This is a genomic window from Streptomyces sp. NPDC057616 (assembly GCF_042800575.1).
In the GTDB taxonomy this organism is placed as follows: domain Bacteria; phylum Actinomycetota; class Actinomycetes; order Streptomycetales; family Streptomycetaceae; genus Streptomyces.
In genome coordinates this window covers 249,785-263,671 of record NZ_JBHVGU010000001.1, presented here as the reverse complement: position 1 = coordinate 263,671, position 13,887 = coordinate 249,785, and the positions used below count along the sequence as shown (strand labels likewise).

The 13,887-nt window shown below is 72.0% G+C and carries 9 protein-coding genes; 5 read left to right on the top strand and 4 right to left on the bottom strand.

Annotated features, from left to right (window positions below; genetic code table 11):
* Window positions 1–32 precede the first annotated feature (32 nt).
* On the bottom strand, window positions 33–1,142 hold the full coding sequence (locus tag ACFU97_RS01210; protein ID WP_384249176.1) for a DUF2330 domain-containing protein: 1,110 nt from the start codon (window positions 1,140–1,142) through the stop codon (window positions 33–35).
* 657 nt (window positions 1,143–1,799) lie between these two features.
* Window positions 1,800–3,158 carry a glycine betaine/L-proline transporter ProP gene (gene proP / locus ACFU97_RS01205; RefSeq protein ID WP_384249173.1) on the bottom strand — a complete coding sequence of 453 codons (1,359 nt, stop codon included), beginning with the start codon at window positions 3,156–3,158 and terminating at the stop codon, window positions 1,800–1,802.
* A 341-nt stretch (window positions 3,159–3,499) separates the two neighbouring features.
* Between proP and ACFU97_RS01200 the strand changes: the two genes are divergently transcribed.
* From ACFU97_RS01200 to ACFU97_RS01180, 5 genes are all read left to right on the top strand, one after another.
* Complete coding sequence (locus ACFU97_RS01200) at window positions 3,500–5,545, top strand: bifunctional glycosyltransferase 87/phosphatase PAP2 family protein (RefSeq protein ID WP_384249170.1); 2,046 nt, start codon at window positions 3,500–3,502, stop codon at window positions 5,543–5,545.
* 53 nt (window positions 5,546–5,598) lie between these two features.
* Complete coding sequence (locus ACFU97_RS01195; protein WP_384249168.1) at window positions 5,599–7,260, top strand: LuxR C-terminal-related transcriptional regulator; 1,662 nt, start codon at window positions 5,599–5,601, stop codon at window positions 7,258–7,260.
* Between the two features lie 11 nt (window positions 7,261–7,271).
* Window positions 7,272–7,439: a response regulator transcription factor gene (locus tag ACFU97_RS01190; protein WP_384249165.1), complete on the top strand. Its 168-nt coding sequence runs from the start codon at window positions 7,272–7,274 to the stop codon at window positions 7,437–7,439.
* A 104-nt stretch (window positions 7,440–7,543) separates the two neighbouring features.
* Entirely contained in the window at window positions 7,544–7,756 is a 213-nt protein-coding gene (locus ACFU97_RS01185) for a tetratricopeptide repeat protein (protein ID WP_384249163.1), read from the top strand.
* Complete coding sequence (locus tag ACFU97_RS01180; protein ID WP_384249161.1) at window positions 7,753–8,910, top strand: flavin-containing monooxygenase; 1,158 nt, start codon at window positions 7,753–7,755, stop codon at window positions 8,908–8,910. The genes ACFU97_RS01185 and ACFU97_RS01180 overlap by 4 nt, the downstream gene beginning before the upstream one ends.
* On the opposite strand, the gene ACFU97_RS01175 is transcribed toward ACFU97_RS01180, so the two are convergent.
* Window positions 8,839–13,041: a caspase family protein gene (locus ACFU97_RS01175; protein ID WP_384249158.1), complete on the bottom strand. Its 4,203-nt coding sequence runs from the start codon at window positions 13,039–13,041 to the stop codon at window positions 8,839–8,841. The two genes, ACFU97_RS01180 and ACFU97_RS01175, sit on opposite strands and share 72 nt — an antisense overlap.
* Window positions 13,038–13,883 (bottom strand): hypothetical protein, encoded by an 846-nt coding sequence (locus ACFU97_RS01170; RefSeq protein WP_384249156.1) that lies wholly within the window; start codon window positions 13,881–13,883, stop codon window positions 13,038–13,040. Before ACFU97_RS01170 ends, ACFU97_RS01175 begins: the two co-directional genes overlap by 4 nt.
* Window positions 13,884–13,887: the final 4 nt, after the last annotated feature.

Genomic DNA, 13,887 nt, shown 5'->3' with positions numbered 1-13,887 from the left:
CTAGGGCTCGTTACGGCTTCTAACTAGTCGGCCTAACGAACCCCAGTATGCGCCGGTTTCGGCCGTCCGGAGCGGCGCAGTGCGCATACGGCGAGGCTCGTCACCAGGACCCCGAGCGTGCCCACGGCGGTCAGCAGCCAGGCCGGGAGGCCGGCCACCGTGCGCAGGTGGTCGTCGTAGACGACCTGCTCGAAGGGGGCGTCGGAGGAGGCGCGGCGCAGCCGGTGGTCGCCGGAGATCGAGGACGGGCGGGGGAACTCCTGGCCGATCGCGGTGAGGTACGGCGCGCCCTTGGCGAGTGCGGACAGCGGGCCCTGGTGGGTGCCGACACGTCCGGCGTAGGTGACGCGGGGACGCTCGCCGCCGATCGCGGAGCTGGTCTCCATACGGTGCGCGGCGAGGACGTACAGGCCCAGGGACTGGGGGGTGCGGGCGAGGCGGGACAGGCGCATCGGGTAGACGAGGCCGGCGGCGGCGAAGGTGAGGTGGAGCGGGTCGAGCGTGCCGGTGAGCGGGGCGCCCGCGCGGTCGGGGGCGAGGCGGACGGCGACGAACTCCCAGCGCTGGTCGACGTAGGGCTGGAGGGCGTCCTTGAGGCGGTCCGGCAGGACGAAGCCGTGGGAGTGGAGCCAGCCGTCGAGGGCGGCCGGGTCGGTGGCGGTCAGGCGGGCGACGTCGAAGGGGCCGAGCTTCTGCCGGCCGACCACGCCGACGCCCTGCGGGGCGCCGGCGCCGGGGAGCGGGGCGCCGGAGTCGTCGCCGGTGACGAGCGGCCAGTCGCCGTCCTGGGGCCAGAAGTGGTAGCGGTCGCGGTGGACGGGGGCGGTGGCTGCGCGGAGCTGGGTGAACAGCTCCGGGTCGCCGAGCTTGACGGTGGCGCGGTGCGGTACGGGCATGATCCAGGCGGCCTTGTCGGCGTCCCCGCCGACGGTCAGGCTCATCACGATCTGTTCCTGCCGCCCGTCCCACCGGACGACGGACTCCTCCCGGTCGACCCCGACCTGCTGCCGGGCCCCGGGAATCACGGCCCCACAGCCGCACGCGTACGCGGGAGCGACGAGCGAGCCCAGCTGGACCCCGAGCAGCGCGAGCACGACCGTCAGCAGCCGCACCCGCCCCCATTCCCGCAGCAACCGACCCATTCCCCAACCCTCCCGCAACACCACGACCTGGCCTTCAGACGCCAGGGGGCCGGGGGCGGTTCCGGGGCGTGTTCGGGGAGTTTGCGGTGGGTGGGGGCGGCGGACGCACTTCGGGTACGGCGGCAACGCGAGCACCCGCGCACCAGGCCACCCCAGGCGCTCGCCCGTCCGAAAGCGCCCCACCAAGCCGACGCGCTACGACTTCACCGGACACCTAGCCCCGGCGGACGGCCGACCGACGCAGATGGTGGCCGGTCGGCCGGGCAGGACCGCGATGCCACCGTCGCGATGGCACCGCCTGCCTGCCCCTGGCGGGCGTCGAAGGCGCCGACGCCGACAGCGGTCCGTCGGCCGACTCCGCCCTCGGCGAGCTCCCGAGGCCGCCGGTCGCCGCGATGCCGTCCTGCGGTCACGCCGGGATCTGCGGCTCGCGCCTGGCGGGCCCCGCGGGTGTTACGTCTGCGCCGAAGGTGCCGCTTCTGGCAGTGGGCGGTTGGTCGACTTCGTCGCTGGTGGGGCTGCGATGCCGCGGCCGTGTGCTCGGCGGGCCCCGCGGGTGTTACGTCTGCGCCGAAGGTGCCGCTTCTGGCAGTGGGCGGTCGGTCGACTTCGTCGCGGGTGGGGCCGCGATGCTGCGGCCCCGCGCGCCCGCGGGTGCTACTTCTCCACCGACGGTGCCGAGCCCGGCAGTGGGCGGCCTGCCGATTCCGTCATGAACCAGACCGCGATGCCGCCGATGACGGCCGCGGCCATCATGTAGTACGCGGGCATCATCATGTTGCCGGTGGCGCCGATGAGGGCCGTGACGACCAGGGGGGTCGTGCCGCCGAAGAGGGAGACCGAGACGTTGAAGCCGATGGACAGGGAGCCGTAGCGGACCCGGGTGGGGAAGAGGGCCGGGAGGGCGGACGGCATCGCGGCGGTGAAGCAGACCAGGAGCAGGCCGAGCGCGGCCATGCCGAGGCCGACCGCGGCCAGGCTGCCCTGGCGGATCAGCAGGATCGCCGGGACGGAGAGGAACAGGAAGCCCGCGCAGCCCGCGGCGATCACCGGGCGGCGCCCGACGCGGTCGGTCAGCGCGCCGGCGAAGGGCTGGACGATCATCATCAGCGCCATCACGCCGAGCACGACCAGCAGTCCGTGCGTCTCGTCGTAGTGGAGCTCGCTGGTGAGGTAGCTCGGCATGTACGACAGCAGCATGTAGTCGGTGACGTTGAAGACCAGGACCAGGCCGACGCAGAGCAGCAGGGCCTTCCACTGGCCCGTGATCATCTCGCGCAGCGGCACCTTCGGCCGGGACGACTCCGCCTTCTCGACCTCGGCGGCGAACGCCGGGGTCTCCTCAAGCCGCATCCGCAGGTACAGGCCGACGATGCCCATCGGGCCCGCGATCAGGAACGGGATCCGCCAGCCCCAGGTCACCAGGTCGTGCGAGGACAGCAGCGCGGTCATCAGCGTGACCAGGCCCGCCCCGCCGATGTAGCCGGCCAGCGTGCCGAACTCCAGCCAGCTCCCGAGGAACCCGCGCCTCTTGTCCGGCGCGTACTCGGCGATGAAGGTCGACGCGCCCGCGTACTCACCGCCGGTCGAGAAGCCCTGCACCAGCCGCGCCAGGAGCAGCAGCACCGGCGCGCCCACGCCGATGGTGCCGTACGACGGAATCAGGCCGATCGCGAACGTGCCCGCGGCCATCATGATCATGGTCACCGCGAGGACCTTCTGGCGGCCGACCCGGTCACCGAGCGGCCCGAAGACCATGCCGCCGAGCGGCCGCACCAGGAAGGCCGCGGCGAAGGCGCCGAACGTGGACAGCAGCTGGGCGGTCGGGTTGCCCGAGGGGAAGAAGACCTTGCCCAGCGTCACCGCGATGTAGCTGTAGACACCGAAGTCGAACCACTCCATCGCGTTGCCCAGAGCGGCCGCCTTCACGGCGCGGCGGACCAGGGCGGAGTCGGTCGTGGTGGTGGCTTCGGGGGTGGTGCGTACGGGTGGGACGGTGACGGTGGCGGTCGCCAAGACTTCGCTCGCCTGCCTTTCGACGGGGACAAGGACGCGGCCCGCGCGGCGGCGATGACGGGCGGGCCGGACAGCGACCTTAGGGGCATCTGTCGCCCTTACGGGTCGCACACAACTCGTTGCGCAGTGCACGTAAATGCCGCGCTACAGGCTCGTATGCCCTGGTGTCGATCAGTTCCGACGACGGTCTGCTGTGATCCTTCTCGCGTCCGGCGGAGGCAACCGACCCCCCGGCGGACTATCGTCTTTCCGACAAAAGCAGGACGGACGCCAGGTGAAGCAGGGGTAGCCTGCGTCTCCCTCAGGGGGCACTCAGAAGCGGGGCGGGAGGCCGACGGGGCGTGGCGAACGTGGAGCACAGCGGGCGACCGGCGAAAGCCCCCGGAGCGACGGCCGTGGGCGGCGTCAGAGGCCGCCTGCGCGTGGCACGCCTGGGCCTGTGGCTGATCGCGGCGGTCCTCGCCGTGCGCCAGGTGGCCGTCGTCCTCAGCACCCCGAGAGGCGAGCGGCTGACCGATCTGGAGACCTGGGTCGGACCCAACGGCGTCCTGCACGTGAAGGGCTCGCTCTACGACTCCACGCAGTTCACCGGCACACCGTTCGCCGGCCTCGTCCTCAAGCCCCTCACCCGCGCCGCCGCACAGGCCCTCGGCTGGGGCTGGACCTTCGGCACGCTGCTGCTGGTCGTCGCCCTCGGCCTGGTCGCGGCCCGTGCGCTGCCGCAACCCGTGAGCAGGCGGGCCTCGCTGCTGGCCGCGCCGGTCGCGGTCAGCCTGCTGATGCTGTCGCTGCCCGTGCGCAACGCGCTCTGGCTCGGCCAGATCAGCATCCTGCCGGTACTGCTCGTCCTGGTGGGCTGCTTCATCGTCCGCGGGGAGCGCACCAGCGGCCTGCTCATCGGCATCGCCGCCGCCCTCCAGCCGACCGTGCTGCTCTTCGCGCCGCTGCTGTGGTTCACCGGCCGCCGCCGGGCCGCCGTCTCCACCGCCGTCACCGCCGCCGCCTGCACCGCGCTGGCCTGGGCCGCGCTGCCGCACGACTCGTACGCCTACTGGGTGCACCACATGGCGGGCACCGGCCTCGGCGGACCGGCCGACGACCTCGCCAACCAGTCCCTGCACGGCGGCCTGCTGCGGCTGGGCCTGACCGGCCCGCTGGAGATCGCCCTCTTCTTCACGCTCGGCGCCGCGGTCGCCGTGCTCGGCGTGCGCCGCGCCGTGCACTACGCGCGCGACGGGCAGCTGCTGCTCGCCGTCGCCATCACCGGCTGCGCCGCGATCGCCGTGTCCCCGACCACCTGGCAGCACCAGCTGCTGTGGGTGCTGCTCGCGGTCGTCGGGCGCGTCGGCAAGCGGGCCTCGGACCGGTACGTGTGGCCGGTGGCCGTCGTGCTGGTGATGACGCTGCCCGCGAAGATGATCCTGCCGAACATGTCGTCGCTCTACACGCTGCGCGACGACATCGTTCTGCTCGCCGCCCTCCTCGCGGCGACCGTGGTGCCGTTCCTGTCCCGCACCTCGCCCTACTACCGGTCGCCGATCCCGGCCGAGTACGCCGCACCTGTGCCCACGCGCTGGAGACACGTCCCGCTGCTGCCGTTCCTGCGCCGTGTCCTCACCCGCCCCAACCTGCTGCTGGAACTGCTGCTCATCCGCGTCACCTACGCCGCCTACCAGAAGGTCAGGCTCGCGGCGACCGGCGGCTCCAACGAGGCCGGGCGGGCGCGCGCCGAGCACCACGGCCACCAGATCCTCGACATCGAGCGCTTCCTGCGCATCGACATCGAGCACTGGGTCAACCACGCCGTGGTCAAGGTCGACTGGCTGCGCGGCTTCTACGACTTCTACTACGAGTCCTTCCACTTCGTCGTCCCGCTGAGCGTGCTCGCCGTCCTGTACTGGCGCCGCCCGGTCGACTACCGCTGGGCCCGCTCGTCCCTGGGCTTCGCCACCCTGCTGGCCCTGGTCGGCTTCTGGCTCTACCCGCTGGCCCCGCCGCGCCTGCTGCCCGGCCTCGGCATCATCGACACGGTCCACGGCGTCCAGGACTTCTCCAAGCCGGACTACGGCACCCTCACCGCGCTCACCAACCAGTACGCGGCGATGCCCTCGCTGCACTTCGGCTGGGCGCTGTGGTGCGGGGTGGTGATCGCCGTCATCGCGCCCCGGTGGTGGATGAAGGCGCTCGGCCTGCTGCACCCGTTCTTCACGGTCTCCGCGATCGTGGCCACCGGCAACCACTGGGTGCTGGACGCGGTGGGCGGCGCCGCGGTCGTGGGCGCGGGCTTCGGCCTCTCGTACCTCTTCCAGGGACCGCGGGCGAGACTCACCACGGCGGCGGCCGCGCGCAAGGAGCCGGCGACCGAGAAGGAACCGACGCCGAGCTGACGGCCGAGCTGACAGCGGTGCCCCGCTTGCGGTGAAATGTGAGCGGAGGCGCCATGGACTGGGACGCTCGGGTCGTACGGGGGCGGGAGGCCGCCCGCGCGCTGGCCTGGACCGAGGCCTACGACGCGCTGGGCGCGGCCGACGCCGAGCGGCCGCTGGACACCGCCGACCTGGAGCTGCTCGCCGAGGCTGCGGACATGCTGGGCCAGTGCGACGACGCGGTGGCGCTGCTCAGGCGCGCCTACACCGCGCACGCCGAGGCCGGGGCCGTCGGGCGGGCGCTGCGCTGCGGCTACTGGCTGTGCAAGGCACTGGCCTGGGGTGGCGAGTTCGCGCAGTCCGGCGCCTGGCTGGCCCGCGCGCGGCGGCTCGCGGCGACGGAGCCCGGCTGCGCGGAGTGCGCGTACCTGGTGCTGCTGGAGGTCGAACTCCACTTCCGGGCGGGCGAGTTCACCCAGATGCTGGAGGCGGTGAACCGGCTGCCCGACGCGGCGCGCCCCGGCACGGACCCCGACCTCGCGGCCGGTACGACGATGACGCGCGGCCTCGCGCTGGTCAGCAACGGCGCCGTCGCCGCCGGGCTCGCCGAGCTCGACGACGCCATGATGACGGTCGCCGAGGGCGGGGTCTCCGCGCGCTGCACCGGGATGATCTACTGCGTGGTCATCGGCGCCTGCCAGGAGCTGCAGGAACTGCGCCGCGCCCAGGAGTGGAGCGAGGCGCTGGCCGAGTGGTGCGCCGCCCAGCCCGACTTCACCGGCGCCTACCGCGGACTGTGCCGGGTGCACCGGGTCGCCCTGCTCCAGCTCGGCGGCGCCTGGCCGGACGCGGTCCGCGAGGCCCGCCTGGCCTGTGCCCAGCTGACCGCCGGCTACGGCGAGGGCGCGGCGGGCGGCGCCTTCTACCAGCTGGCCGAACTGCACCGGCTGCGCGGCGAGTTCACGGACGCCGAGCGGGCATACCGCGACACCCTGCACCATGGCTGGGACGCCCAGCCGGGCCTCGCGCTGCTCTGGCTGGCCCGCGGCCGCCGCGAGGAGGCGACGGCGGCGATCCGGCGCGCCCTGGCCGAGACCATGGAGCCGATGCGCCGGGCGCGGCTGCTGCCGGCCGCGGTGGAGATCCTGCTCGCGGATCCGGCGGACGGCCCGCGCGAGGCGGCGCCGGCCGCCGACGAGCTGCGCGCGATCGCCCGTGACCACGGAGCGGTCGCCCTGCACGCCATGGCCGGGCAGGCGGCCGGCGCCGTACGGCTCGCCGACGGCGCGGCCCGGGAGGCGCTGCCGCCTCTGAGGGAGGCCGGGCGGCTGTGGCGGGAGCTGGACGTGCCGTACGAGGCCGCGCGGGTCGGGGTCCTGGTGGGCCTCGCCTGCCGGGCGCTCGGCGACGAGGGGTCGGCGGGCCTGGAGCTGGACGCGGCCCGGCAGGTGTTCGAGCGGCTCGGCGCGGACCCCGACGTGACTCGCGTCCGGCGCCTCGCCCCGGGCCCCGGCGGGCCGCCGCCGTCCCCCCTCTCGCCGCGCGAACTGGAGGTCGTCCGGCTGATCGCCCGCGGCCGCAGCAACCACGCCATCGCCGCCGAACTGGTTCTCAGCGAGAAGACTGTCGCCCGTCACATCAGCAACATCTTCACCAAGCTCGAGGTCACCTCGCGCACGGCGGCCGCGGCGTATGCCTTCGAGCACGGGTTGGTGGAGCGGGACGCGTCGGCGTAGCCCCGCGCGGGGTGTCGGCGACTGCGCGGCCACGCGTGCGCCCGCCGCTGGTTCTCAGCGAGAAGACTGTCGCCCGTCACATCAGCAACATCTTCACCAAGCTCGAGGTCACCTCGCGCACGGCGGCCGCGGCGTATGCCTTCGAGCACGGGTTGGTGGAGCGGGACGCATCGGCGTAGCACGGCCCGCGTGGCCGGCCTGCGCAGAACCACCCATACGCCCGCCCCGCGGTTGGGCATTCCTGTCGATGCGCCCGCGCAGGCCCCGGGCCGAGCATCGACACGTGTCCGACGACCAGACCCCGCACAGCCTGCGCGAGCAGGTCCGCAGCGCACGGCTCCGGCTCGCCGACAGCGCCGCCGATCTCGGCACCCTGCTGCGGCTGCTGGGGGAGTACGCCGAGGCCGAGCGGCTGCTGCGGCAGGCGCTGGAGATCTACGAGGCCGACCGCCGGACACCTCCCGACCACCGCCGCACCACCAAGGAGCTGTCATGAGCACCGAGCGCATCGAGACCGTCGTCGTCGGCGGCGGTCAGGCGGGCCTGGCGACCGGGTACCACCTGGCCCGGCGGGGACGCCCGTTCGTGATCCTCGACGCGGGCGAGCGCGTCGGCGACGCCTGGCGCGCCCGCTGGGACTCGCTGCGGCTGTTCAGCCCGGCGCGGTTCGACGGCCTGCCCGGCCTGCCGTATCCCGGCCCCGCCTGGGCCTTCCCGACCCGCGACGAGTTCGCCGACTACCTCCAGGCGTACGCGGCCTGGGCGGAACTCCCGGTGCGCACCCGGACCGCGGTGCGCCGGGTGTCGTACGACGGCGGCCGCTACGTCGTCGAGACGGACGGCGACCTGCGTTACGAGGCCGCGAACGTCGTGATCGCGGCCGGCTACGACCGGCTGCCGAAGACCCCCGACCATGCCTCTCAACTCGCCCAGGGCGTCCGCCAGTTGCACGCGGTCGACTACCGCGGCCCGGACCAGCTGCAGGACGGTCCGGTCCTGGTCGTCGGCGCCGGGAACTCGGGCGCCGACATCGCGCTCGAACTCGCCCGCACCCACCGCGTGCTGCTCTCCGGACCGCACCCGGGACAGCTCCCGTGGCACATCGACCGGCGTCCCGCCCGGGTCCTGGTCCCCGCCCTGTTCTTCCTCTTCCGCCATCTGCTCACCGTCCGCACGCCCATCGGCCGCAAGGTCCGCCCGAGGGTCCTCGCGCACAGCGCCCCGCTGATCCGCGTGAAGTCCGCCGACCTGAAGGCGGCGGGCGTCGAGCGCGTGGCGCGGACGACCGGCGTGCGCGACGGACGCCCGCTGCTCGCCGACGGCACGGCGGCGGACGTCGCCAACGTCGTGTGGTGCACGGGCTTCCGGCCGGACACCTCCTGGATCGACCTGCCGGACACGCACGTCTTCGGCGAGGACGGCGAACCGGCCCAGTACCGCGGCGTGGTGGACACGCAGCCGGGCCTGTACTTCGTCGGCCGCCTCTTCCAGTACGCGATGGCCTCGTCGATGATCCAGGGCGTCGGCCGCGACGCGGAACACGTCGTCCGGCATCTGGTGGGGCGGACACGCGTGCGGTCAGCTTCTGCGGAAGATCCCCACGTCGGCGCCGAAGGAGCAGATCAGCAAGCCGGTTTCGTCGAGGGCTAGGGCGCGGCAGGCACCTGGCACGCGGATGACGTCGACGGGGTTGCCGGTGTGAAGGTCCCAGATGCGCACGGTGTTGTCGGAGGAGCCGGCCACGACCACCGGGCGGCCGTCCAACTGGCCGCACACCAGGGCATGGACGTAACCGGTGTGCCCCGACATCCGTCCGCCCACCGGCCGGCCGGTGCGCAGATCCCGGACGTGGATCGTCGCGCGGTCCAGACAACTCACGGCCACCGGACGTTCGTTCAGCACCGTGCAGGCGACGGGGCCCCAACTACCGGGCATGCTCGCCCCCACAGGGCGGCCGGTGGTCAGGTCCCATAGGCGCATGGTGTTGTCGGCGGAGCTGGTGACGGCCACCTGACGACCGTCCAGCGATGCGCAGGCGACGCCGGACACGATCTGGTCGTGTCCCTCGAGGGGAGCGTAGAGCTCTTCGCCGGTTTCGATCTTCCAGACCCGGATCTGATTGCTTCCGAGGGCCACGACCGCGATGGGATCACCGTTCAGGACGGTGCATGTCACATCGGTGACGATCTGAAAGGGGAACTCCAGAGGCGCGTACAGAGGCCGCCCTGTCTCCACATCCCGCACCCGCACCGAGTGGTCGAAGCTTCCGCTGACGGCCACCGGGCGATCGCCGAGCATCACGCAGCACAGCGTCCCTCCCTCACCTGCATGACCGTCCTGGGGAGGGCCAAGAGGCAGGCCAGTGGCGCGATCCCACAAGCGCACCGTCCTGTCGTCGGAAATGGTGACAAAGGCGGGTCGTCCATTGACGACGGTCAGATCCATGTCGGTCACGTCGTTGGTGTGGGCGGTCACCGGGTAGCCAAGAGCCCGGCGAGGTGACAGATCCCAGACTCGGACCGAGTTGTCGAACGACCCTGTGACGACGACCGGTTGCCCGGACAGGGAGGAGACGGCCACCGCCCGCACGCCCGCGCTGTGTCCCTTCAGAAGGGGCTCCACCTGCGTTTGATCCGCCAGGTCCATGATCCTCGTGGAGGCGTCGCGGCAGCCGACGATGGCGACACTGCGACCGTTCAGCTCCGCACACACGACCGAGGAGGGGTCACCGCTGGGCTCTTCCCATGTGGACAGGAGCCGGCAGGTGCTCAGGTCCCAGATGAGTCCTTCTCCCGTACTGGTGAATGCGACCGCCACTGTGCGGCCGTTCAATTCGGTGCAGGCCAGTGCCTTGAACCAGAACGACTCCTCACCCTGCCAACGATCCAGCAGGCGTTGGGTGCTCAGGTCCCACACGCTGAGCATAGGCCCATAAGAGCCCGTGACCACGACCTGGCGGCCCTCCACCATGGTGCAAGCCAGCGCGGTCAGGTTGGTCAGGTCTGCCACGGGCTTGCCCAGAGGGTGGCCGGTGGCCAGATCCCAGAGACGGAACGTGTTGTCGTCCGCGCCGCTGACGGCGATCGGACGGCCGTCGAGTTGAGTGCACGCCAGCAGATCGACTTTTGCGGTGTGGCCGGTGAGCGGCTGTCCGAGGGGCCGGCCTGTGGCCAGGTCCCAGACTCTCACGGTGCCGTCATTGGAGGCCGACACGGCGACCGGACGGCCGTCGACTCGCGTGCACGCCAGTCCGAACACGTCGTCCGAATGGCCTGTCAGCGGGTTCCCCACGGGCTGGCCGGTGGTCAGGTCCCAGATCCGGAGCGTGTGGTCCCGGGCCGCGGACACGGCGACCGGGCGGCCGTTCAGCTCCGTGCATGCCACCGCGTCCACGGCGTCCGTGTGACCTGCGAGAACATGGCGCATATGGGCCGACACCTGGGAACCGGTCGCCGCGAGGGGTTTCCACGCTCCCTCCGCCGCGCGGCTGTTGAGGGTCTCCAGGGCGGTCGGCTCGTTGAAGCGAGCGGCGTTCACGGCGAGGAGCTGGCGTCGGCCCTCCACGTCCAGGCCGCGGTGGACGTGGAAGGAGACGACGTACATGGCGGCGTGGAGCCGTGCGGTGTCGCTCTCGGCCTTCATCAGATGGGGCGCCAGGGTGTCGCAGTCGGCGTGGACCAGGTATTCGAGGTCGGACAGCAGCAGGTCCAGCATGCCCGCGGCGGCCGCGTGCGTGGCCAGGTGGCGCAGCGCGTAGGGGTGGGCCCGGCCCCAGTCGCGCGTCCCGTCCACCAGGTACGGCAATGTCCGCCGCAGAGTGGTCGTGAATGCCTGGTGCGCAGCCCCGGGGTCCTGCCTCTGGCGCAGATATTCAGCCATCGCCTCGTGGTACAGGCGGTACACGGACCGCCCGTCCTCGCTGGCCTCCACCACATACGCCCCCGCATTTCGCCGGAGCTGGAGCAGGTCGTCGTTGGTGTAACGTCGCGCGGACAGCGCCGAGGCGAGCGGTGCCCAGACATCCTCCCAGGGCAGGCCCTGCCCCTGCGCATACGCAAGCGGACGCAACAGGTCCAGGATCCGCCGGGCGTCCTCGCCGAACCGCTGGTGCAGATCCCGGTGCATGGCATCCGCCGCAGCTCTCGGCAGTGAACTGTGCCAGCTCGGATCGCGGAGGTCGGGCAGTTCGGGTGCTGCCGCGAGCATGCCTGCCGTGATGCGCGCCACGAGGAACGAACGGCCGGCCGCCCTGCCGACGGCGTTCGCCACCGCGAGCAGCTCCCCGCGCTCGCAGTCGAGGTACGGACTGCCGGGATGCGCGTCGATGAGGTTGCGGACGGCGTAGGTCCTGACGGCGTCAGGGTCCGCGTAGGCGGGGGAGTCGAGGTCGATGTGCCCCTCGCGCCGCAGACCGAGCGGGGTCAGCAGGTGCGGGCGGGTTCCCAGCAGCAGTCGCAGATGCGCGCCGGCCAGTTCCATCAGAGGCCGTAGCACCTGCGCGCACAGCGTTGACGGCGTGGCCGCCTCGTCGAGACCGTCGATCAGCACGACGTCCGGACGCTCCGGCTCACCACGCGTGTTCAGGTGGTTCAACAGGTCTGCCACTGCCTCCGCCGGGGGCAGCCGCAGCGCGGCCGCGAGCGCGCGCACGACCTGTTGATCGGTCAGGCTCTGGGCGTACACGGAGGTGCGGATGGCCCCGAGTGGGGGAAGCCGCGCGCTCGTCAGGCCGAGGGACGCCATCGGCACGGTGCGCCGGTATTCGGGATCGCTCATCGCCGCGAGCAGTCCCAGCACGGCGGTCTTTCCCGAACCCGGGTCGGCGGTGACCACCAGCGTGGGCCGGTCGTCCGGCAGGTCGCGCAGCCACCCTGTGATGCTCTCCAGTGCCGAGCTTCGCCCTGAGAACCACCACCCCACGTGCTGTTCGTCGCGATGTCCCATCGCGCGCCGCAGCAGGCGGGTACGGAACTCCACGTCCCGCCGTCTGTCCTGCTCGTCCCACTCCGCCGTCTGTTGTAGGGCCATGTCGGTGTGGGACAGGCGGGGGCTGTGCTTGGCGTTGGGCAGGAAGGGGGGAATCGCGCCGGTGAGGCCGATGATCTCCAGACCGATGTGCTGGAAGTCAGGGCGCTTGGGGTTGGTGCGCGTGGCGTTGACCACCGCGTCCAGCGACAGCAGCTCGGGTGTGTGTCCGGCCGTGACCGGGCTGGTCATCGCCTCGGCCAGCAACTCGGGGAAGGCACCGGTCTGGGCGAGCTCGTTGGGCTGGGCCGACGTGATCACGGCCAGACCCGTGTCCCTCTCCCGCCAGCCGCTCTTCAACTTGGCGACCGAGGACAGGAGTTCATTGCCACCTTGGCCGGAGAAGCACGTGTCCAGCATCAGCAGCAGCCGCCGCACCTTCGTGCCGGCGAGGATCTTGCGCGCCAGCTGGCCCGGCTGCAGCGCGTCGTAGAGGTCGTCGGGGTTCGTGTCGGACGTGAGGAGGACGTACTCCTCGTTGTCGAGTCGCTCCCCGTGCCCGGCGATGTAGACGGCCAGGATGTCGTCGGGGCGCCGGTCCTCCGAGCGGCAGAACTCTCGCAGTTCATAAAGCAGTTGCTGTTGTGTGGGGTTCGCGCCGAGGTCGGAGACGTGTTCGTAGCCGAGCTTGGCCGTGAACAGCTCCACCATCTTGCGGCGTGCTTCGACGAGGCCGGGCCGGTCCCACTCCGGCGCGTGTGCGTAGTGGCTGACCGCTGTCGCGATCAGAAAGCGGCGCGGGCCGTTCTCGCTCATGCCAGGCCCTCCATCACCGCCTGACCCGTCTCCTTTGCGGTCAGGTAGAGCGTGGCGTCGTGCGCGTGGGAGCCGTTGTGCACGGCCCTCCCGGCGACCCCTGTGCCGAAGTAGAGGGAGAGGTCCTGCACGGCGGCCACCACGTCGCCCTCGTCGACGATGTTCGACCACTGCGGGGCATCCGGCGAACCCCCCGGCCACGCTCCCGGCTCCGGCTGCAGCCGCTCGAACACCATACGCATCCCGAGGGGCGATCCCAGCGTCACCAGTGCCCGGACCTGATGGTCCGTACGAGCACACAGCGCCTCGTAGGCCACCACCGAGCCGAGCGAGTGCGCGATCACCACCCGCGTGTCCGGGCCGATGGCCCCCTCCACGCGCTCTCGGGCCGCCGCGCGGATCTCCGGGTCCGTCAGATAGCGGCGTACCTGCTTCAGGTCGAAGACAAGGGCGCGGAGGGACACGTCCGCGAAGAAGCGCGAGTTCTGCAGGACGCGCACGGCTGTCTGCACGGCACGGGGGGAACGCGCCAGCGTGTCACCGCCCGGTGGCGGCACCGCGGGGTCCTTCACGGCGCACGCCGACCACCACTCCATGAGGAGCTCGGTCTCGAAACCCTCGTCGACGTCGTCCGCGGTGAACAGGGGGTCGCCCACGGACAGGGTCTGCCCTGGTGGCCGGAACAGGTCGCCGTAGAACGCGATCCGGAGATCACCCGCCTCAAGCCGCGGTCCGTCGGCCCGCTCCAGCCCGTCGGCGAGGGCCGGTTCCCAGTCCTTCAGCAGCGTGTTGCTGCCCAGGCGTTGCTTGCCCACCCCGTGCACACCGACGATCCGCGCCATCACT